Raw genomic sequence first — 22,359 nt, forward strand, 5'->3', positions numbered from 1 at the left:
TCAACCCAACCTACGCAAACATCATCCAATCAAAGAGCCTGTAATCATTCCACCTAACAATACAAACCCTAGAATCACGTTTTGACGAAAGATTTGCCCATATACATGGGCAGGCTGGCGCTTATTCCGTAATTTTCGATAATGGGTAAACCAAATACCACAGGCAATGGCCCAAGTAACCATATAGGGTGCACCTAATGCCTTATAACTGCCTAACCACAACAACAATATTGCAGTCCCCATAAAGAGTAACCCAACAATTTCAGGGGTATTCGAACCGAAAAAGCGAGCACTAGAATTCACGCCGAGCTGAGCGTCATACTTACGATCGGGAATTGCATAAACTGTGTCAAAGCCAAGGGTCCAAAGCACGGTTGCGCCCCATAACAACCAGGCAGCAGTATCTAAACTGCCAGTGACAGCACTCCAGGGAATCAATACTGCGAACCCCCAAGCAATGGCCAATACTAGCTGCGGCACTGGAAACACACGCTTGGCTAATGGATAAAGCAAAATAACTGGCGATGCCAAAAAACACAGCAAAATACTCAACGGAGTAAGATATAGCGCAAAGCCAATGGCACAGAGAAAGGTTACAACTGCGATCGCAATCCCCGTTTTCACCGTCAACGCCCGCGAAGCTAGAGGCCGATTACGCGTCCGCTCCACCTTTGGATCAATATTCCGGTCCCACAAATCATTAACGACACAGCCACCTGCACTCGTAGCCAGGCTGCCACAAATAATCACTGCCAACAGCACCCCATCAGGCCGACCCTCTGCCGCCAAAAACAAAGCCCACAAGGCTGGCACCATTAAAATCAAACGGCCTGTGGGTTTATCCCAACGCATCAGTCGGATGACTGTTTTCCACGTGGGTTCAACAATTGGCGAAGACGGAGCCATGGGGGACAGGGATGTAAGTTTAATATTCTTTTTTAAGAATATCTTTCTAATTGTTAACAAGGAAGGGGTCAGAGGAAGAAAGCAGTGACACAGGCGGGAATCGAGGAGCTGCCCCTTAGCACTTATCTCCACAGCAAATCACAAAAAATGCAGACCTTGAACACCAGTAATCAGACACTTACTTATATTTAAGGACACCAAAAAGCATCCCTCATCTGTCACCTATTTAATTATCCCTATTCGCTCTCTTTGTCCACAGACTCTGACATCAACTGGAATCTGCTAACGAACAAACTTGAATATCCCATCAGGCCGCTCATAACCAATATTTATCGCCAGAAAGCTTAGCTATAAATTTATAAATCATCTGAAATCAGCAAGTATATTTTGGTTAAAATAACCATAACTACAGGATAAAATTCCGATGACCAATGATGCATCACTGTTAATGAAGTCTGATGAATACGGGCTCCTGACCGATTTGTATCAGCTAACCATGGCTGCCTGTTACGTAGGCGAAGGGCTAGATCAACGTCGGGCTAGTTTTGAACTGTTTGTGCGCCGTTTACCCAAGGGCTTTGGCTATCTGATTGCGGCAGGGCTAGCGGCAGCCCTCGATTATCTAGAAAACTTTCGATTTACGGCAGCCCAGCTAGCGGCTCTTAAAGAGACCGATATTTTCCCAGGGGCACCCCCCAAGTTTTGGGACCTTTTGGAAAGCAGCCAGTTTTCAGGAGATGTGTGGGCCGTGCCAGAAGGCACAGCCATATTTGCCAATGAGCCCATTTTGCGAGTCGAAGCCCCCCTATGGCAGGCCCAGATCGTGGAGACTTATTTATTAAATGCCATCAATTATCAAACTCTAATTGCCACCAGGGCAGCTCGACTGCGAGATGTCGCTGGTTCGGAGGCCATACTCTTAGAATTTGGCACCAGACGGGCGTTTAGCCCCCAAGCTTCCCTATGGGCGGCACGCGCTGCATTGGCCGGGGGATTGGATGCGACATCCAATGTGCTAGCAGCACTCAAGCTGGGTCGTAAGCCCGTGGGCACCATGGCCCATGCCTTGGTGATGGCGATTTCTGCCTTAGAGGGGAGTGAGGCAGATGCATTTGAAGCATTTCACCGCTATTTCCCTGGGGCAGCACTGCTGATTGACACCTACGACACTGTGGCAGCAGCAAGATTACTAGGGCAACAGACCGATCACTCTCTAGCAGGTGTGCGGATTGACTCTGGGGACTTGGTAACGCTATCTCAGCAGGTACGTCACGAATTACCCGATGTGCCGATTTTCGCCAGTGGCGATTTGGACGAACAAGAAATTCTCCGCTTAAAACAAGCGGGGGCCTGCATTGATGGATATGGGCTAGGGACTAAGCTAGTCACAGGGGTTCCAGTCAATGGGGTATACAAAATAGTAGACATTGATGGTGTTCCAGTCATGAAGGAGTCTAGTGGCAAACTCACATATCCAGGTCGCAAACAGATATTTCGGTCTGCGGCTGGCGACCGGCTAGGGCTGGCAGCAGAAGCCACGTCTGCGGATAGCGGCGGGCTATTAAACCCCATTATGCGAAACGGAGTCCGGCTAGTCCCTGACGATCCATTAGAGACAATTCGAGAACGAGCCAGCCAATCTGTGGCACAACTGCCATTGTCGGTACGTGATGTGTATCAGCCTGTCGTACCCCAGGCAGAAATTTCGACTGCGCTGCGGGATCTAACCAATTGCACTCGCCGTAGTCACCTCGCTACTGTTAATTGAAACTCCTGTGAGGTGAGTTTTGCCTATTTTGCATCTAGCACCCAATGCAAAACTTACAAAATTCGTATTCACTATGCAGCATCTACCTAAGGATATGTCGAATAATCTCATAGGAGACTTCTTTACCCTGCGACTGCCAGTGACTATTCCCCCTGCCAACCAACTCCGCGTGGCACTTTTTGGGACCAGTGCCGACCCGCCCCACAATGGCCATCGCAGTATTGTGGCAACGTTGGGGCATCAGTTTGATCATGTGGCAGTGTGGGCGTCGGATAATCCATGGAAAGAAAACCAATCTCCCATTGAAATGCGAATGGATATGCTGGAACTTGCGATCGCAGATCTCAATACCCCCGCCACCATCAAGCTACATCGGGAACTAAGCCACCCCTATACCGCCGTTACCCTAGAGCGGGCTCGACGCATCTGGCCCCACGTCGAATTTACCTTTGTGATTGGAGCCGACTTAGTTAAACAGCTACCCAGCTGGTATCGCTCAGAGGATGTGATGCGGTGGGCCAAGATATTGGTCTTTCCACGCCCCGGCTATGGGCTCAATGAAACTGAGTTAGACCATTTGCGATCGCTGGGGGCAAATGTGGCGATCGCCACGCCCCTAAGTCAACATCACATATCCTCCAGCACGCTCCGCCAGGGCTGCCTAGAACAACCCGATGAAATCCCTGCTGTCGTGCAAGCCTACATCCACCAACACAACCTGTATCCATGCCCGGAAAACACACCAACCATCCCTTAGCCGACTTTAAAGTGGGCATTGATAACGTTATTTTCTCGGTCGATACCGAGCTCAATCGGCTGTTGGTGCTGTTGGTGATGCGCCACGAAGACCCCTTCTTAGGACAGTGGTCGTTACCGGGCACCCTGGTAAGGCAAGGTGAATCGTTAGAAACAGCATCCTACCGAGTCCTCTCTGAAAAAATTCGGGTCAAAAATCTCTATGTAGAACAGCTTTATTCCTTTGGGGGGCCTAAACGAGACCCACGTGAAGCCGAAGATGCCTACAATGTGCGCTATCTCTCAGTCAGCTATTTTGCCCTTGTACGGTATGCAGAAGCCGAGCTCATCGCCGATGGTGTCAGCGGGATTGCCTGGTATCCCCTAGACCATCTACCGGACCTTGCCTTTGACCATCAAGAGATTCTCACCTATGGCACCATGCGCCTGCGTAACAAGGTGAAATACAGCCCCGTTGCCTTTGATGTACTCCCCGAGATGTTTACCCTCAGCGATTTATATCAGCTGTATATTACGATCTTAGGTGAAGATTTCTCTGATTATTCAAATTTTCGTACTCGTCTCTTAAAGCTTGGTTTCTTGGAAGATACAGGTATTAAAACCTCTCGCGGAGCGGGACGCCCTGCCAGCCTGTATCGGTTTGATGCAGAGGCATTTGAACCACTCAAGGATAAACCAATGGTCTTTGTTTAAAACGCTCCATTTTAATTCTGCCATGGTGGGCCATGCCCACCCTACAGGATCACTCCCCCTGTACAGATGTTCCATGGAACGTCTCTCCATTACCACCCCCATGTACAGACGTTCCATGGAACGTCTTTCCATTACCATTTAACTCACCATGAAATTCGCTATTGCTCAACTCGACCCCACTGTCGGCGACCTTACTGGTAATGCCCAACAGATTTTAGCCGCTGCGCAAAATGCGGCAGAACAAGGGGCCCATCTTTTACTCACGCCAGAACTCTCCTTGTGTGGCTATCCACCAAGAGACTTATTATTGCGTCCTGGCTTTATCCAACAGATGCAGACTGTTTTAGAAAAACTGGCCAAAGACTTACCCCAAGGCTTAACCACTTTAATAGGCCTGGCCCAACCCAATACTGACGCAGGTAACAAAGGGCAAAAACCTCTTTACAACAGCATGGCGTTGTTAGAAAACGGCACCATTAAAACTGTGTTTCATAAACGTCTGCTGCCAACCTATGACGTTTTTGATGAAGATCGCTACTTTGAATCGGGTACCGACCCCAATCATTTTACCCTTGAAGCCGGTGGCAGCTCATTGCATATTGGCGTCACCATTTGTGAAGATCTTTGGAATGAAGATGACTTTTGGGGACAGCGGACCTATAAGGTCAACCCCACAGCCGAGGTGGTGGCAGCAGGCGTAGATCTGGTGGTTAATCTCTCGGCATCACCCTTTACGGTGGGTAAACAAGCATTACGAGAGAAAATGATTGCCCATGCGGCCCGTCAGCATAGCTGCCCGATTATCTATGTCAATCAGGTGGGGAGCAACGACGACTTGATTTTTGATGGCTGCAGTGTTGCCATGGATCGTCAAGGAACTGTGGTCAGCCGTAGCACCAGCTTCCAACCAGCGGTTCAGATAGTGGACTATGACCTGGAACAGCAAACTCTGGTCCCTGGAACTATTCATCCGCTGCTAGATACTCCAGAAGCAGAGATATGGTCGGCCTTAGTTCTAGGCGTTAAGGACTACAGCCGTAAGTGTGGATTTAGTAAAGCTGTCGTGGGTCTTAGTGGTGGCATTGACTCCGCATTGGTGGCTGCGATCGCAACCGCTGCCCTGGGTCCCGATAACGTTCTGGGCGTACTCATGCCCTCGCCCTATAGCTCTGACCACTCCATTAGCGATGCTGAAAAACTCGCCCATAATCTAGGCATCACCACACAAAAACTGCCCATTGGCGAACTCATGGCGGGCTACGACAACACGCTGCTTGATCTCTTTACCGGCACTGAACCCGGCGTTACCGAAGAGAATCTTCAGTCCCGTATTCGGGGCAATTTGCTCATGGCCATCACCAATAAATTTGGTCATTTGTTACTCTCCACCGGCAACAAATCAGAAATGGCAGTGGGTTACTGTACCCTGTACGGCGATATGAATGGCGGCTTAGCTGTCATTGCCGATGTGCCCAAAACCCAAGTTTACAGCCTATGCCATTGGCTGAATCACTGTATTCAAACAACAGACACTGCCCTAGGTCTAATCGAGTGCGATCGTAAAACAGAAATCATTCCCAACAACATTCTGACAAAACCCCCGAGTGCAGAACTACGTCCTGACCAAGTTGACCAAGACTCCCTGCCCCCCTACGACATCCTTGACGATATTCTCGAACGCCTAATTCAACTCCATCAGTCCACAGACGATATTGTCACCGCAGGGCACGATCCCACTGTTGTCGGCAAAATTGTGCGCCTACTAACCCGTGCCGAGTTTAAACGAAGACAGGCCCCACCAGTACTAAAAGTAACCGATCGGGCCTTTGGCCTTGGCTGGCGCATGCCCATCGCCAGCCGCTGGAGCACCTAATCAAGTGTGCTTTATTTTGGATAGCAGCTACTGCCGGGGAGACGTTGTCCAGGGACGGTAGCCAGCTCGAATACATTGGTCGAGGGCGGCATCTACCGATAATTGAGCCTCATCACTAAGATCGACAACACATTGGCCAAATCGTTCTGGCAGTAAGCTGCGGCTACAGTGTTCTAAGGCATTGACTGACGGCTGTGTCAGCAACGCTCGGTGAATATCAACAGTGCAATCAGCAACGTCATCAGGGCGACGGGAACGCTCACAGCCCTCTAGAGCATCCAACGCGCCAATGCCAGCGTCCTGACTAACATCTACAACACATTCGCCAAGAGTACCTGGGAAGCGAGCACCAGCACAGCTAGCCGTTGCTTGCTCTGCACTCACCCCGCTGTCTTTCAGAGCGGCCACACATTGACCATAGCTATCATCTTCTTCTGCATAGCCAGGCAAAGCCACCAGCGAAGCCGTGGCCAAACCAAGAGTCACTGGCATAAGTAGTGAACGCACTAAACAACGATGCAAAACTGAAGTAGCAGTCATATTAATCATTATCAATAGGTCTAATAGAACAGAGATTGCTAATTAGCATTCGATGCGCCTAAATTGCTGCCAAAATCACCATGCCATGCATAGCAATGCAGTGAATGGCAAACAGATTACCTATGCATATTAATCGTTAAATAAGACAACGGTAATTTTGTAATCATTGTCCTTTGAAACCCTGATCTAATCTACAGTGAATGAGTGACAAAACATGAGCCGTTTCTGAGTTCGGAAATAATCCAGGTTATTCTTTCAGACTCATAAATGAGCGGCACTACAAAAACGCCACACATAATTACAGCAAACGATCTAGAGGGTCTTTAACATGCATCTGAGTGAAATCACCCATCCAAACCAGTTGCATGGCTTGTCTGTGAAACAGTTAGAAGCCATTGCCCAGCAAATTCGAGAAAAGCATCTTAAAACGGTATCCGCCAGCGGAGGGCATCTGGGACCGGGGCTGGGCGTGGTAGAGCTAACGTTGGGTTTATATCAAACCCTAGATTTAGATCGTGACAAAGTCGTCTGGGATGTAGGGCACCAGGCCTATCCTCACAAATTAATTACAGGCCGTTACAACGACTTTTCATCCCTACGACAGAAGGATGGTGTGGCTGGCTACCTCAAGCGCTGCGAAAGTAAGTTTGATCATTTTGGGGCTGGCCATGCATCCACCAGCATTTCTGCCGCATTAGGCATGGCGATTGCCCGCGATTTACAAGGGGATGACTATAAAGTCGCTGCCATTATCGGTGATGGGGCACTCACCGGAGGTATGGCCCTAGAAGCCATCAACCATGCCGGGCACCTACCCAACACCAACCTGGTGGTGGTGCTTAACGACAATGAAATGTCCATCTCTCCCAACGTCGGTGCAATTCCTCGTTACCTCAATAAAATTCGCCTGAGCCCACCAATACAGTTTCTCAGCGATAACCTTGAGGAGCAATTAAAACAAATACCCTTCGTCGGTGATTCTTTCTCACCGGAATTAGACCGAGTCAAGGAAGGGATGAAACGGTTGGCAATGTCTAAAGTAGGGGCTGTTTTTGAAGAACTCGGCTTTACCTACATGGGTCCGGTTGATGGGCACAACTTAAGTGAACTGATCAACACGTTTAAAGAAGCCCATGCCAAAGGGGGACCTGTATTAGTACATGTGTCTACGATCAAAGGCAAAGGGTATGAAATCGCTGAAAAAGATCAGGTGGGCTATCACGCTCAGTCCCCCTTCAACTTAACGACTGGCAAGGGGTATCCATCTACGAAGCCAACGCCTCCAAAATATTCCAAGGTTTTTGCAGAAACTCTGGTCAAACTGGCAGAAGATAATCCGAAGGTTGTTGGCATTACAGCAGCCATGGCCACCGGTACTGGCCTCGAGAAGCTCCAAGCCACACTCCCTCAGCAATATATAGATGTTGGTATCGCCGAACAGCATGCCGTTACCCTGGCAGCAGGTCTAGCCTGTGAAGGAATGCGCCCAGTGGCCGCTATCTACTCCACCTTCCTGCAACGCGCCTACGACCAGATTGTCCATGATGTTTGCATCCAAAACCTGCCGGTATTTTTCTGCCTAGATCGCGCGGGCATTGTCGGTGCTGACGGTCCTACCCACCAGGGCATGTACGACATTTCCTATCTGCGCTCTATCCCCAACATGGTGGTTATGGCCCCTAAAGACGAGGCCGAGCTTCAGCAGATGATTGTTACGGGCATTGAGCACACTGATGGCCCCATTGCAGTACGTTACCCCCGAGGCAGTGGTTATGGCGCTCCGCTCATGGAAGAAGGTTGGGAAGCTCTACCCATTGGCAAAGGAGAAGTTCTACGCCAGGGTGATGACCTACTCTTGCTCGGCTACGGCTCCATGGTTTACTCAACCATGCAAACGGCAGAGATTTTAAGTGAGCATGGCATTGAAGCGACTGTGATCAACGCACGCTTTGTGAAACCTCTAGATGAGGAATTGATTGCGCCGTTGGCTCAGAAAATCCAACGGGTCGTCACCTTTGAAGAGGGCTGCCTCATGGGTGGGTTCGGTTCAGCCGTAGCAGAAGCCTTACTAGATAACGATGTCAACGTACCCATTTTGCGTCTGGGCATCCCTGACATCTTGGTGGATCATGCTACTCAAGCTCAAGCCAAAACAGCCCTAGGATTGACCCCTGCTCAGATGGCAGACAAAATCCTCAAGCGGTTCGCCTTAGCTCAGCGTGAACTGGCCAGCATGGGTTAACCATATACACTCACATCTAATATCATTACGCCCCTGCCAGACTGTCCTAGCAGGGGTTTCTTTTTGAAAATCTTGCTGATTCTGGTTTGCTGATCACCGCCGCTGTCTACGCTGGACGCGACGACGACGAGTACCCGTTGCCATCGAAGCAGGTAGCAGAGCTATCGGCGGGGCATGAAGCAGATCACCCTCCCTAGACCGCCTACCGACCGGGAAAGCAGGCAGATCGCTACATAGGTCAACAAACCATAGCCCCAAGGCTATTAACAGAGTAATCACACTTAACAAAAAAATAGCCATTGCCCCAACTACCAGAGCATTAACAGCAATCATGGCACGCAGGGTCAGCACACCTAAACTGGTCAACATGCCCAGCAGCGTGGCGACTGTCAGCACAAAACTAAGGTAAGCCCACCGACACCGCCGTCTTATTCCTCGGGTCACCGTACTGCCTGAGCGCAACCAGCACCACCGCAGCCAAGCAGCTAGAGTCACCGTCATCACGATAATCACCATCAAGACGTTATTGACCAACAGTGAGATGAGTTGACCCGTTTGGACAGAAGACATCACAACCAAACTCCACTTGATTTAATGGATATTAGTTCAATTGTACTATTTTATTGTGCTCATGACTCCATCATGGGAGAAAAGCCAGTCGAATGGTATCGTTGTTGGCGTGTTTGTCACCTTCTAGGCAGAAAATGATTTTCCATAGGCATTTTTAGCCTGACACAAGGCGTTACTAATCCTCTGTTTCGGTTGTTCATGCAAGTGAAGTCACGTCCAAGACACATTGGGATTTATTTTTTACTCGGCATCCTTGCCTGTGTATTGGCTATCGTTTCCAAACTTGCCATTGTTTGGAGTGTTGACTCATACGTATATTCCTTGCCCATTGTGGGTGGTGTTCTCGCGTCTCTTGAAATTGCTGAACTTGCTAGCCCAATCCTGTTAGCGCTGTTAGGGGTCACCCTGGGTGCACTCACTTACTATTTACCCACAGGCAGCAACCTCAACCTGCGCTTGGTGCTACTTGGCATCACTCTACCGTTGGTTCTGATGCTTGGCCACCGAGTGCGTTATAACGCTTGGGTCAGACAGGTCGCCAACCAAGAAAGTTTATCGATCACTCAAGCTCAACAGCTCACTGACGATTTTTTGCGACGGGAGACGGCAAAGTCTGGCAATGTGGGATTTTACTGGTATACGGCCACTCGAGCGACCCCACCGACTCGATTAGACAATCTGGAAAATCCCAATGATACTAGCCCACTGCAAACTCAGTTGACTGATTTAGGGCGACAGCAGACGGGGTTATTAAGGTTGGCTTTCGATATTTATAACTGGCTTTTTAATAATGCGGGCTGGGGCATCCGCGTTGCTTATGCAGTGCTGTCTGGGTTTATGGGGCTGTCATATTTTTATAGAGGGCAGCTGTGGGCTAATCGCCAGCGTCGCCAATGAACGGAGACTGTGACGTCAATCAATCAGTTCATGATGGGCATAGGACTGCTGCTTTAGTATTAGCCGGGGGGCGAAGCAGCCGCATGGGGCAAGATAAGGCCCTACTGACATTACCGATGGCAGGGCAAACAGGGGAGGCATTAACGTTACTGCAGCAGACTTGCTCCGTGGCCGAAAGGTGTGCAGCTCATACCTATGTATTAACTCCTTGGCCAGCAAAATACGCCAGTCGCTTGACGTCAACTGCCATTTTGCTAAAGGAAGAAGCTGCTGGGGCTGGCCCACTGGTTGCGTTAGCTCAAGGTTGGTCCATGATTTTGGCCCAAAGTCAGAGACGGGACCAGGAAATTCCTGACTGGCTGCTCCTGCTGGCCTGCGATATGCCCGCTCTTGATACAACCACAATCCAGCAATGGCAGGAGCAGCTGAAAACGATAGATGAGAATGCGATCGCAACCCTACCCAAAGCAGGCGATCGCTGGGAACCCCTCTGCGGGTTTTATCACCGTCGCTGCATTCCTAGTCTAAACAAGGCTTTGGCAGATAATATCCGATCATTCCAACGATGGTTAGCAACCGAAACAATTGTGCCGCTATCCCTTGCAGATTCTAATATGTTACGAAATTGCAATACTCCGGGCCAATGGCAGCAGTTTTTAGATTTTATAAACGCCAGAAACCCATAGGTAGCTTGACAAACGGTCCTTTTTTTCAATGTTAAGCTGTGTATTATTTTGCCCGACAATATCCGGTGCCGATCCCATAAACCCTTATAGTTATGATTAACGTTTGTTAAATTTCCTCATATTCTGGAGATTCTCAAGTGGCGATTCCTCTGCTGAACTATTCACCGGTTACTCAAAATTCTCGGGTTGAGGGCTATGAAATTCCTGGGGATGATCAGCCTAAGATCTATTCGACTCAGAATATTCTTTCTTCGACTGATATCGACGATCTGATTGAAGCGGCCTACCGTCAGATCTTTTTCCATGCATTTAAAGCTGACCGGGAAAAATTCCTAGAATCTCAGTTGCGTAGTAACCAAATCACCGTACGTGAATTTGTACGTGGTCTGCTGTTGGCTAACACTTATCGCAACAGCTTCTACAAAATGAATAACAACTATCGTTTTGTAGAGCAGACAGTTCAGCGAGTTCTAGGCCGTGACATCTTTAATAAGGAAGAAACTTTAGCCTGGTCGATTATAGTAGCGACCAAAGGTATTGAAGGGTTTGTTGATGCTCTCCTCGATAGTGATGAGTATTTAGACAACTTTGGCGATGACATTCTGCCCTATCAGCGTCGTCGTGTTCTACCTACTCGTAATCAAGGTGAGCTGCCTTTCAACATCAAGTCACCTCGCTACGACGAGTACTACCGGTCTATCTTGGGTTTCCCCAAGCCTGTCTTCCAATCTTCTGTCCGTCGCTTTACACCGCAAGAGAAGCAGCCTAAGGCTGGTAGCCCAGCGTTGTTTATGGATATGGCCCGTGGGTTAAGCAACAGCCAGCCCCTGCCTTCCCAGCGAGTATCGGCTGTGAGCGTTAACTTTACGTCGGGTGTGCCCTACCGTCGAGTTAATTTCCCCATTAATGATCCTGTAGCAGCTGCCGCTGTTGAAAAAGCTAAGCAAGGTGCTTAGGATTTTTTATAACTCTTAAAAATTAAAAAGGGGGTAGATCTTCTGGATCCATTCCCTTTTTTATTAGGACGTAGATATTTCTAGTATTTCTAGCGTTGTCGTAATCTTTGAAGCAGGGTTTCAAACTGTGGGGGGAGAGGTGCGATCGCAACCACATCTTTTCCCGTTATCGGATGAGTCAGCGTTAGCTGGCGAGCATGCAACGCCTGACCTGGTAACTTTACCCCTATGGAGCGTCCTGAGCCGTAGGTCATATCCCCCACAATGGGGTTCCCCAGTAGCGCACTATGCACTCGAATTTGGTGGGTGCGCCCCGTTTCCAATCGATAATGCACTAATGTGTAGTTGCCCAAACGCTCCTGAATACGCCAGTGGGTAACGGCTCGCCGCCCTCCTTTCTCAATGGGCACCACCGCCATTTTTTTTCGATCCCTCGGATGACGTCCGATGGGAGCATCCACAATCCCAACATCCTGATTTTCTGGGAGCTTCGGCACTCCAAAAACGACGCCAAGGTATTCTCGCTGGGCTGTTTTCGCCTGAATTTGACCCTGTAGATGATGTAATACCGGCTCCGTCTTAGCCACCACCATCGCCCCAGTCGTATCTTTATCCAAACGGTGCACAATGCCAGGGCGTTGCACACCGCCCACCCCCGTCAGCTGATCGCCACAATGGGCCAACACAGCATTGACTAACGTGCCTTTGGGATGACCTGGCGCTGGATGTACCACCATGCCTGGAGGCTTATTGACCACCAGCAGGTATTGATCTTCGTACAAAATATCGAGGGGAATCGCCTCTGGCGTTAATTCAAATGCCTCAACCTCAGGAATTTTTAGCTGTAGCCAATCCCCTGAACTAACGATTACCTTTTTATTGATACAAGGCTGATCATTAATCCTCAGGGCCCCCTGCTCAATCAGCTTTTGAATACGATTGCGGGATAAATCACAATTCTGGGAGAGCCACCGATCAATTCTTTCATTAGCAGCATCCGTAACCGACAGCTCAATTACGCTCCCGTATTGCTCCCCATTGTCCATTTTGAATTACCTATCCCCATTCATTGCAATCAGGACAGACCCAATATTCTCCCGATCGGTTATCTTGCCTGAACCGTTTGCCAATGGGGAGAATGCATCGGCGATGCAGAGGCCAATGTTTCATACAGATCGACAACACGACCAATGATTGCGATCGCAGGTGCTTGAAACTGCTGTTCCTCAACTTGCTGAACAATTGTAGCCAATGTTCCAATCAACTCTTCCTGGTCAGGTCGCGTTCCCCATCTCACCAAAGCCACTGACGTTTCCTCAGCCATGCCAGCTGCCGTAAGTTCCGACACAATATTCACTAAATTGTGCACACCCATGTAAATAACAATGGTTTCCGAGCCATGGGCCAATGCCGACCAATTGACCTGCGGGCGATACTTACCCGCAGCCTCATGGCCAGTTACGAACGTCACCGACGAACTGTAATTGCGGTGCGTTACTGGAATACCCGCATAGGCAGGAGCCGCAATGCCAGCCGTAATCCCTGGCACCACCTCCACATCAATCCCAGCTTCCAGCAACCCCATCATCTCTTCACCACCTCGGCCAAACACAAACGGGTCCCCCCCTTTCAGCCTGACCACCACAGCATTAATTTGCGCCTGCTCAATCAAAAGCTGGGTAATATCTTGTTGCACCATAGAATGACGCCCGCGACGTTTACCCGCATCAATCACCTGAGTATGCTCACTAATCATGGCCAAAATTGGCGGACTCACTAGAGCGTCATGAATCACCACATCCGCATGCTCTAACAGGCCCTTAGCTTTCAAAGTTAGAAGGCCTGGATCACCAGGACCAGCCCCCACCAAATAGACTTTGCCAAACGTATCTTGAGTCAGGGAATGAGACATGTCAGTTGCAATGGGATGGATATGATTGATCAATTCTGGCAAACCTAACCCAGCATTGATTGCCAAAATCGATACAACAGCAATGATGTACCTGCTTAATTTTACTTAAGATATCCTTAACCTTAAGTCATATTTGTCCCATTGTTGTCCCATGGATCGTCTGAATCAAGGGCTAAAAATCGTACTCTTCAGCACAACCATTATGAGGATGTGCTGTGGCCTAAGGTCTGCACAACTATATTAGCCACGTCAAACGTGGCCCCTAATGGTGGCAATAACCGGAAATTGGTGCGCGGGAAGCGCTCAGCTAACTCCTCAGTCAAATGAGCCACTGCATCTGTAATTCCACCAGCAAACAGAAAATAGGGAAAAATAGTCAGCGTCGAACAGCCCTGCTGCATTAAATGAATCGTTTGGTTCTGAATATCAGACTCAGTTGTCCAGTAAGCAACCGCTGTCCCCAAAGACTTCGCCAAATTATCCACAGCTCGATTTCCCCTCACTCGTCGACTACCGTGGGCAACGATTAAACGCCCTGACTTCGGGGAATGGAAAAATCGATTTTGAATCAGTTCATGCATGCCTGGGGCACCGCCAATATGATGACCCAGTTCCAACTCAATGACATCACCCAGCTCGTGGCGAGCTAGATCCACTTCATCGGGTAAATCTTGCATAACATGCTTACCCTTCAACAAAAACAGCGGCACCAAGTGTAAGCGATCGATACCAGCAGAACTCAGCCGTCGACCAAATTCACAAATCTGCTGATGTAGCGGCAAAAGTCCACAGTCTAAAACAGCAGTTCCAACAATAAAGCGGTCCTGAGGCAATCGAGTGGTAGTGGCAGTCACAGTCGACCTAAACGCTGGCGCAACCGCTAATACCGTCGCCTGTTGACGATTAGCACCTAAAACCGTTTTAGGAGTAAACCGATTGTCTGGCACCATCACTGGGCCACAAGACTGACTGCTCCATGGGCTCACTAGAGACGGGTTAAGTCGCTCTCTGATTAGCTGAGCCAATCGATTTATAGCGATTTGATGCCGTGGATCACGACTGCCATGGGAAATCAAAAGATAGGCTGTAGATGTCACGAGAAGTTTTAAATGAGATTGTTAGGGTGAGACGAAATCAATAAATCCCCGGGACACTGTCCCGATGTCTGTCTTTAGGAACCAAAGCTAATGACGCTGGAATAGCTAGTGAGCGCACTAATCTAGCAGCAAACTGATGCTGTAGCTGTAGATTCACTAACTTTCCAGCGGGTATAGCGACCTACCAATATGCCTCTAGAACAGACTTGGAAACTATTCAACACACGTTATGTAGTCCACACATTCTTGATAACGTTGCCGGAATAACGCTGCTGGGCATAATCAAGGTTTTCACTCTCAACTTGACCCCAAACAATTTGATAATCGGCTTACACACCAATTGTTATAAACACTACTCACTTTAGTAGTATCCACGGAATCATGCCAGATTTCTGTTGTGGTTGATGCTATTTCCATCCTTATTTAATCAACTCAATCTATCATCAAGGGTGCATTTAGTAAGCCCAACCCAGTCATCGGTTAAACTTTTAATCGCAAAATATTCAGGAAAACCATGTAATCGCTGAACAGGGGTGATATTATAGAAACTCAAACACGGCGAGCGTAGCCAAGTGGTTAAGGCAGTGGATTGTGGTTCCACCATTCGGGGGTTCGAGTCCCCTCGTTCGCCCTCCTTACAGCGATTGCTGAAAATAGTTAGCTCAACCACTAGCCTCAATCTATCGGCTAGTGGTTATTGCTGATAAAGGGGTCAAACCCCTCAACCAGCTATCAGACTCCGTGCAAAGCAAGTCTCAACCTACTTGCAAGAACAGTTGCAGACATTAAAAGGTAGTCATAACTTTTCTCAATACAACTGTCAGCATCAGCAAGCGTTATTGGATGTATAGACAGAACCCAGGGATTTGTGATGTCTTAACTGACTAATCTTGCAGAACATCTTGCTAATCAAATCCTACAAGCTAATTTGCTAAATCCTATAAAAAAACTTTTTCGTATTTTTCTCTTGCAGAATTTTATCATTTAATTTCCTGCATAAAAATATTTAGATGTTCGTATTTCTCTAATAGCGGTAGATATTTTGAGCTTATGGATAGCAGGCCAATAATTTTTCTAATAAATACCCCCCAAGGTAAGCTTATCCCTAAAAAGAACAGGAAATGAACTCACATCCATCGGGCTGCTTACAGAATAGACAATCAGTCTCTCAAAATGGTCTGCTCTTAGCAGTTGGGCTGATGAGTGTAATCAGCGTTCTGCATTTTCTTAGCCCACATCATATAGAACACGCACAAGCACAGACAACTCCTGTAGAGCTGCCCAGCCCCCAAGACACGTTACCGCCACCCCTTACTCCTCAACCTGAGCTGCTGCCTGCTCAAGATTTACCGTCTGCGGATGAACTCTTAGATCAACCTCAAGATCAACCCAATCAGTCTTCTGTCCCAAGAGATAGTGGCACGTTTTTGATTAAACGTTTCGAATTTGTCAATAACACAGCTTTTGATGATGAAACCTTACAAGGGGTGACCCATGAATTTACGGGAGAATCACAAACATTTGCAGATGTGACTGCCGCCCGTGCAGCCGTAACTCAGCTATACATAGATGAAGGATATGCTACCTCCGGTGCCATCGTTCCACCACAACAAATTGTGGATGGGATCGTTCTGATGGAGATTATTGAGGGTAGCCTGTCCGAGATTTTGGTCACAGGCAATCGGCGGCTGCACCCAGGGTATATAAGTAGTCGCATTGCGCTCGGAGCTACAGCGCCCTTAAACGTAAACACATTAGTCAAAAGATTACAGCTCCTACAGCTTGATCCGCTAATAACCACAATCTCTGCGGACTTACAAGCCAGTCCGCAAGCAGGCCACAATCGTCTTGTGGTGTCTGTGGTTGAAGCAGATAGCTTTGGGATCACCTACACCCTGGATAATAATCGCTCTCCCAGTGTTGGCACCGTGCGTAATCAACTGCAAGCGACCGAAGCGAATTTACTCGGTTTAGGCGATCGCCTAAGTATTGGGTACACGACAACTAGTGGTAGTAATGGAATTAATGTTGATTACACATTACCCGTTAGTCCCCACGGCAGCACGCTGAGATTAGCGGTTGATACTTCTGATAATGATGTCATTGAGGAGCCTTTTGATGTTTTAGATATTGACTCAGATTCTAATTTTTTTGAGCTTACCCTCAAATATCCCCTAAAGTTCACTCCAGCTCAAGAGTTTGCCATTGGACTCACAGCCTCTCATCAACGCGCTCAAACATCTTTAGGCATTGATGATATTGGCCCCATACCACTGTCATTGGGAGCTGACAATGAAGGACGTACCAGAGTCTCTGCCTTGCGTTTTTTTCAAGCGTGGACCCAGCGTAGTACAGCAGAGGTTTTAGCATTGCGATCGCAGTTTAATCTCGGCCTCGACATGCTAGATGCCACCGTCAATGACGGAGATATACCAGATAGTCGTTTCTTTTCGTGGCAAGGTCAAGCCCAGTGGCTGCGGATTCTTGCACCCGACACGTTATTGCTACTGAAGGGCAGTGCTCAGTTGACGACTGATCCGCTATTAAGTTTGGAGCAGTTGAGTCTTGGGGGACAGTCTACTGTGCGAGGCTATCGTCAAAATCTTTTGTCTACAGATAATGGGTTGTTGGCATCTGCGGAGGTACGATTGCCAATCTGGCGCGATCGCACCAATGATAGGCTACTGCAAGTTAAACCATTTTTGGAGGCGGGCTATGGCTGGAATCGTGAAGGTAATAATCCTGATCCATTAGCCAGTGTAGGCATTGGCCTGCTATTCCGTCAGCAAGATCTGATAGGCCGCCTGGACTGGGGCATTCCCCTCATTTCTGAAGAAGATGATCGCGATTCTCTGCAAGAAAATGGCCTATATTTTACGCTTCAGTATTCGTTCTTTTAGCAATGAATTAGAAGAGAACAGCAATCTATAAAAAAGATTGAGCCAGCATCTAAAAGCTCACATAGTTGATAGTATCAGCACAATTTAACGTCATTACCCTATGACTTATCGCCCATCCCCCCATTTTCTCCTATTTAGTTCCATAATTGCCATTAGTCAGCTAGCAACGGTTGTTTATGCAGCGTCATCTGGTAATTCCCAGAACCATCTAGCCGCTGGATATTCTGAAGGTAAAGCAACAGAGTCTCTCAGAGGAAACATGCTAATCGCTCAGATTATTCCTGATAACACATTGGGGCTTGAGTCCTCATCTATAATTAAGGAGAATAGTATTGAGCGCATTAATGGTGGAGCTATCCGGGGAGAAAGTTTATTTCATAGCTTTGAAGAATTCAATATCAATCCAGGGCAGCAGGTTTATTTTATAAATCCGGATGGCATTGAGATGATTCTCAGTCGGGTTACTGGCAGTAATCCCTCTGAGATTGATGGGCTATTAGGCATTGACGGCCCTGCCAATTTATATTTTTTAAACCCCAATGGCATTACCTTTGGACCCAATGCTCAATTAGATATTCGCGGTGCGTTCACAGCCAGCACAGCAGGGAGGATCGAATTTACAGATGGTAGTGTATTCAGTGCTGCCAGTCCACAAGGTACTTCACTATTAACGATGAGTATGCCACTAGGCGTCCAATTTAGTGGCTTACCTCAAGGAGATATTAACAACACTGGGAACCTGGAAACCGGAGGCGATCTTACACTGTTAGGGAATCAGCTGTATTTGGAAGGACAGTTAAGCGCAGGCAACAATCTGACTCTACAGGCACAAGATGCAGTGACCATTAGGGATACAGAAACTGACGCTTTTATTGCCCGCTCAGGCAATGACCTCATTATCCAGGGAAATGAAAGCATTGATATTTGGACACTTCAGCATTTGGAGCAGACACCTTTTTTGAGTGGCGGAGATTTACGCCTGATTAGTGATGGAGAGATTTCAGCTGATGCTCACGTTGAGAGTGGTGGTGGCTTACAGTTTTTAACCCTGACCGGTACACCTGGTAATTTTATTAGCTTATATGATCCGATTATCTTTGCCAATGGAGATGTGGTTTTCGGCAATTATGAAGGAGCCGCCCTCAAAGTTGAAGCCACAGGAAGCATTCAAGCAGGCAATATTCGCATCACGGGTCCCGATACTACGTTGACGCCAGATGGCTCCGGTTCTGATGAAGACTTATTAGCCAGCAGTTCAGCTGCAATCTTACGGGCCGGAGTCGAAACAGTTGGACGGCCTAATATACCACAGGAATCTGGAGGCACCTCTTTTAACGCAGGACCTGTAGCTAATCAACCTCCCGGCAGTATTGCAGTCAACATTATAGATACAACATCTGTCATAGATGGGGGAGATGGAGGACCCATCATCCTAGAAGCAGATGGTGATATCACAACTGGTGAAAATTTGCGTTCGTTTTCGCGTTCAGATACAGGCAATGCTGGCAATGGTGGACCTATTTTGATCTCCTCATTATCTGGAAATATCTTAATTGATGGCAGGATAGCCTCATTCTCGCAGGCACGGCGTGGAGATGGGAATGCTAGCAATGGCGGCAATATCTCTATCTCTTCCATCACAGGTAACATCACAACCAACGACAGAATCAATGCTTTCTCCCTTAGCCAAAGGAACACAATTGGCAATGCTGGAAATGCTGGAAATATTTCTATTTCTTCCATATCTGGCGACCTGACAATCAATGAACGATTGAATGCGTTTTCGGAAGCATCAGCTGGCAGACCCAGTAGGGGCGGTGATATCTCTATCTCTTCCATCACAGGTAATATCACAACTCGTGGACGCATAGATACAAATTCAACCGCACGCAATGATGGCGGCAGATCAGACAATGGCGGCAATATCTCGATCTCGTCGAGGTTTGGAGACATCGCCACATTCAACAATTTAGTAACATTCTCGGAGTCGTTTTCAAGCGACTCTGGCAATGGGGGAGACATATCTATCTCCTCAGAGACAGGAGATATTATCAACAATAATCCATTAGCAGCATTTTCGATATCACGTGCTGGCAATGCTGGCAATGGCGGGAATATTAACCTTTCTTCAGTTCGTGGAAATATATCAACAGAAACATTTATTAGGTCGTTCTCATTTGTGCGACAAGCTGGAGGCAAATCGGGCAATGGTGGAGATATTTCTTTCATCTCAAGATTTGGCAATATCTCAGCAAATGGTCGTTTGAGTTCTTTCTCATCTTCTGCGTCTTCTTTAGAAAATGGTGGTTCAGGTAATGGTGGAGATATTTTTCTATCTTCCAATTTCGGTGATATTTCCACTAACCGCATAGATTCATCATCGACCTTCTATGCACCTTCATCTAACCCAGTTTTTTCAGAACAGACTGGTACCGTGGGGAACGGTGGTAACATCTCGATTTTCTCAGAAGTTGGTGATATCACTAACAATAACACTTTGTTCTCAGGCTCAGTTTCACGTAATGGGGATGTTGGCAGAGGCGGTGATATTTCTGTTCGCACTGTAGAAGGCACTATTTTTAATAACGATAATCGAATAAGTACAGTGGCCGCTTCAGAGATCAACGAAGATACTGGAGCAGGCGGGAATGTTACTCTACAAGCATCTAGGATCTTAGATGTACAGGTGTCAACTGTCTCCAGTGGTGATGCATCAGGCAACGTCACAATCCAAGGAGGGAACAATGACCTGACTATAAGTAATCTCAACCTAGTCACTAGTGGTCAGCTTGAAGTTATCAATCCTGTTGTAAATGATGGTCAACGTATTTCCTTAGAGCTCAGTGATTTTGATCAGTCTGGCGAGGTTTTCATAATAAGTAATGGGGATCTCAATCTCAATAATGTTCAATTGTTAAGTGATGCGAACCGGTCTGCAGATGCTGGGAATGTCAGCATCATCTCTAGGACAGGCAATATTCAACTTGATAATAGTCAGATTTTGAGTAATACCAATACTGGTAGTAGTGGTAGCGGCGGTAACGTCTTGCTTGAAAGTGCAAGCAGCATCACCCTAGAGACCAATAGTAGAATCAATACGAATACGGATGGTGGAGGAACTGCAGGGGGTATTCGCATTCGCACACCTCTATTGAACCTTCAGAACGGAGCACAAATCACGGCTGCAACTAATAGCCCAGAGAGAAATGGTATTGGCGGAAGTATTAGAGTCAATGCCGAAACAATTACCCTTGCCGATGCTGATACTGAAATCACTGTAAGTACAAATGGTCCAGCCAATGCTGGCAGCATTAGCTTAGAACCATTCAATAGTGGTGGTAGTATTAGTGTCTCTAGCATCAATAATGAGCCACAAATTTCAGCCTCTACAACACTCAACAGCAGCGGTAATGGAGGCAGCATCATTATTCGAGGTGATGAGAGTGTAACTTTAGATAATGCCCTTATAAATACCAATACTGACGGTATTGGGCGTGCAGGAAGTATCCGCATTCGCACACCTCTATTGAACCTTCAGAACGGAGCACAATTAACCGCTGCGACTAATAGTCTAGAAGAGAATGGAGATGGTGGTGATTTTGATATTGCAGCCGATGTCATTAATCTTTCTGGTAACGAGACAGAAATATCTGTCAGTACCAATGGTTTGGCCAAGGCTGGCAACATTACGCTTAGACCACTGAACAGTGGTGACATTATCATTGCAACCATTACAGATGGCCCACAATTTTCCGCTTCTACAACACGTAACAGCAATGGTCAAGGCGGCAACATCATCCTTCGGGATGCAGATCTTGCAATCTTGAGAAATACCAGCCTTGTAACCGGCAGTGATGGCTCTGGAGATGCAGGCAGTATCATCGTTGAGAATGTAGATGTTCTCCTTTTACGCCAGGGTAGCTTGATTCAGGCTGGGGCCAGTGCAAACGGCAACGGTGGAGATATTGACATCGATGCTAACTTGGTGCTCACGGTTCCTGATGAAGATAATGATATTTTGGCCGACACCAATACTGGCACAGGTGGCAACATTGACATTACCACTGAGCGTATCCTTGGCTTTCGAGAAGTTCAGACCTTTAGTAATGACCTTCGCGGCAATGGTCTCAATGATATCAGCGCCCAGTCTGAAAGGGGCGGTGACGGTGAGGTCAGTATTAATAATTTAGCGGTTGATCCGAACCAAGGCTTATCAGAACTGCCCATTGATGTGGTAGACCCCAGCAATCAAATTGCCCAAGGCTGCAATCTTGCCAACAACAACATTGCAGATAGTCAAGTAGGCGACTTTATTATCACGGGGCGGGGTGGTCAACCCTTGAGTCCGATAGATATTGCTAGCGAGGACCTCATACAAGACGATCTAGGACCAGAAACTGGTCAACCACAGGCATCGGCTCCAATAATTACCAGCTTTCCCCACCAGGAACCTGTATCACTAGCAGATGCACAAGAAGCCGTTGTAACAGAATCAGGCGATGTCTTTTTAGTGGCTGAGGGTAGCTGGCTACCCTCTATTTCCTGCTCATCTTTACGATAGGC

16 protein-coding genes and 1 tRNA gene are annotated in these 22,359 nt (G+C 47.6%); 11 read left to right on the forward strand and 6 right to left on the reverse strand.

Annotated features, from left to right (window positions below; translation table 11 throughout):
* Window positions 1-21 precede the first annotated feature (21 nt).
* A complete protein-coding gene (locus tag SPB21_RS21820; RefSeq protein ID WP_163671026.1) occupies window positions 22-906 on the reverse strand; it encodes a 4-hydroxybenzoate solanesyltransferase in 885 nt (294 codons plus the stop codon).
* Between the two features lie 424 nt (window positions 907-1,330).
* On the opposite strand from SPB21_RS21820, the gene SPB21_RS21825 reads away from it, so the two are divergent.
* The 4 genes from SPB21_RS21825 to SPB21_RS21840 all read left to right on the forward strand — a co-directional run bounded on the left by SPB21_RS21825 (window position 1,331) and on the right by SPB21_RS21840 (window position 5,996).
* Window positions 1,331-2,674, forward strand: coding sequence for a nicotinate phosphoribosyltransferase (locus tag SPB21_RS21825; RefSeq protein WP_499867717.1), 1,344 nt, complete (start codon window positions 1,331-1,333; stop codon window positions 2,672-2,674).
* A 73-nt stretch (window positions 2,675-2,747) separates the two neighbouring features.
* Window positions 2,748-3,431: a nicotinate-nucleotide adenylyltransferase gene (locus SPB21_RS21830; protein ID WP_499867718.1), complete on the forward strand. Its 684-nt coding sequence runs from the start codon at window positions 2,748-2,750 to the stop codon at window positions 3,429-3,431.
* Entirely contained in the window at window positions 3,401-4,123 is a 723-nt protein-coding gene (locus tag SPB21_RS21835; RefSeq protein ID WP_163671024.1) for an NUDIX hydrolase, read from the forward strand. The genes SPB21_RS21830 and SPB21_RS21835 overlap by 31 nt, the downstream gene beginning before the upstream one ends.
* A 148-nt stretch (window positions 4,124-4,271) precedes the next feature.
* Window positions 4,272-5,996 carry an NAD+ synthase gene (locus SPB21_RS21840; RefSeq protein ID WP_499867719.1) on the forward strand — a complete coding sequence of 575 codons (1,725 nt, stop codon included), beginning with the start codon at window positions 4,272-4,274 and terminating at the stop codon, window positions 5,994-5,996.
* 27 nt (window positions 5,997-6,023) lie between these two features.
* Here SPB21_RS21840 and SPB21_RS21845 read toward each other — a convergent pair whose 3' ends face one another.
* Window positions 6,024-6,536: a hypothetical protein gene (locus SPB21_RS21845; protein ID WP_163671022.1), complete on the reverse strand. Its 513-nt coding sequence runs from the start codon at window positions 6,534-6,536 to the stop codon at window positions 6,024-6,026.
* Between the two features lie 328 nt (window positions 6,537-6,864).
* Here SPB21_RS21845 and dxs point away from each other — a divergent pair, with 328 nt between their 5' ends.
* Window positions 6,865-8,778: a 1-deoxy-D-xylulose-5-phosphate synthase gene (gene dxs / locus SPB21_RS21850; protein WP_163671021.1), complete on the forward strand. Its 1,914-nt coding sequence runs from the start codon at window positions 6,865-6,867 to the stop codon at window positions 8,776-8,778.
* A 93-nt stretch (window positions 8,779-8,871) separates the two neighbouring features.
* On the opposite strand, the gene SPB21_RS21855 is transcribed toward dxs, so the two are convergent.
* Window positions 8,872-9,348 (reverse strand): hypothetical protein, encoded by a 477-nt coding sequence (locus tag SPB21_RS21855; RefSeq protein ID WP_163671020.1) that lies wholly within the window; start codon window positions 9,346-9,348, stop codon window positions 8,872-8,874.
* Between the two features lie 198 nt (window positions 9,349-9,546).
* On the opposite strand from SPB21_RS21855, the gene SPB21_RS21860 reads away from it, so the two are divergent.
* The 3 genes from SPB21_RS21860 to SPB21_RS21870 all read left to right on the forward strand — a co-directional run bounded on the left by SPB21_RS21860 (window position 9,547) and on the right by SPB21_RS21870 (window position 11,887).
* Window positions 9,547-10,245, forward strand: coding sequence for a hypothetical protein (locus SPB21_RS21860; protein ID WP_499867720.1), 699 nt, complete (start codon window positions 9,547-9,549; stop codon window positions 10,243-10,245).
* Window positions 10,242-10,931 (forward strand): molybdenum cofactor guanylyltransferase, encoded by a 690-nt coding sequence (locus tag SPB21_RS21865; protein WP_499867721.1) that lies wholly within the window; start codon window positions 10,242-10,244, stop codon window positions 10,929-10,931. Before SPB21_RS21860 ends, SPB21_RS21865 begins: the two co-directional genes overlap by 4 nt.
* Window positions 10,932-11,068: 137 nt before the next feature.
* Window positions 11,069-11,887 carry a phycobilisome rod-core linker polypeptide gene (locus SPB21_RS21870; protein ID WP_163699987.1) on the forward strand — a complete coding sequence of 273 codons (819 nt, stop codon included), beginning with the start codon at window positions 11,069-11,071 and terminating at the stop codon, window positions 11,885-11,887.
* Between the two features lie 89 nt (window positions 11,888-11,976).
* On the opposite strand, the gene SPB21_RS21875 is transcribed toward SPB21_RS21870, so the two are convergent.
* The 3 genes from SPB21_RS21875 to SPB21_RS21885 form a co-directional block, all read right to left on the reverse strand.
* Window positions 11,977-12,933 carry an RluA family pseudouridine synthase gene (locus SPB21_RS21875; RefSeq protein ID WP_163671016.1) on the reverse strand — a complete coding sequence of 319 codons (957 nt, stop codon included), beginning with the start codon at window positions 12,931-12,933 and terminating at the stop codon, window positions 11,977-11,979.
* 59 nt (window positions 12,934-12,992) lie between these two features.
* Window positions 12,993-13,799: a uroporphyrinogen-III C-methyltransferase gene (gene cobA / locus SPB21_RS21880; RefSeq protein ID WP_163699985.1), complete on the reverse strand. Its 807-nt coding sequence runs from the start codon at window positions 13,797-13,799 to the stop codon at window positions 12,993-12,995.
* A gap of 200 nt (window positions 13,800-13,999) precedes the next feature.
* A complete protein-coding gene (locus SPB21_RS21885) occupies window positions 14,000-14,896 on the reverse strand; it encodes a CbiX/SirB N-terminal domain-containing protein (protein ID WP_163671015.1) in 897 nt (298 codons plus the stop codon).
* Window positions 14,897-15,454: 558 nt separating this feature from the next.
* On the opposite strand from SPB21_RS21885, the gene SPB21_RS21890 reads away from it, so the two are divergent.
* From SPB21_RS21890 to SPB21_RS21900, 3 genes are all read left to right on the forward strand, one after another.
* Window positions 15,455-15,527 (forward strand) — tRNA-His (locus tag SPB21_RS21890).
* 568 nt (window positions 15,528-16,095) lie between these two features.
* Window positions 16,096-17,796: a ShlB/FhaC/HecB family hemolysin secretion/activation protein gene (locus SPB21_RS21895; protein WP_499867722.1), complete on the forward strand. Its 1,701-nt coding sequence runs from the start codon at window positions 16,096-16,098 to the stop codon at window positions 17,794-17,796.
* A 100-nt stretch (window positions 17,797-17,896) separates the two neighbouring features.
* A complete protein-coding gene (locus tag SPB21_RS21900; protein WP_499867723.1) occupies window positions 17,897-22,357 on the forward strand; it encodes a two-partner secretion domain-containing protein in 4,461 nt (1,486 codons plus the stop codon).
* Window positions 22,358-22,359 lie beyond the last annotated feature (2 nt).

The sequence above is a fragment of the Leptothoe sp. ISB3NOV94-8A genome (genome assembly GCF_043421595.1).
GTDB classification, from domain to species: domain Bacteria; phylum Cyanobacteriota; class Cyanobacteriia; order Phormidesmidales; family Phormidesmidaceae; genus Leptothoe; species Leptothoe turfae.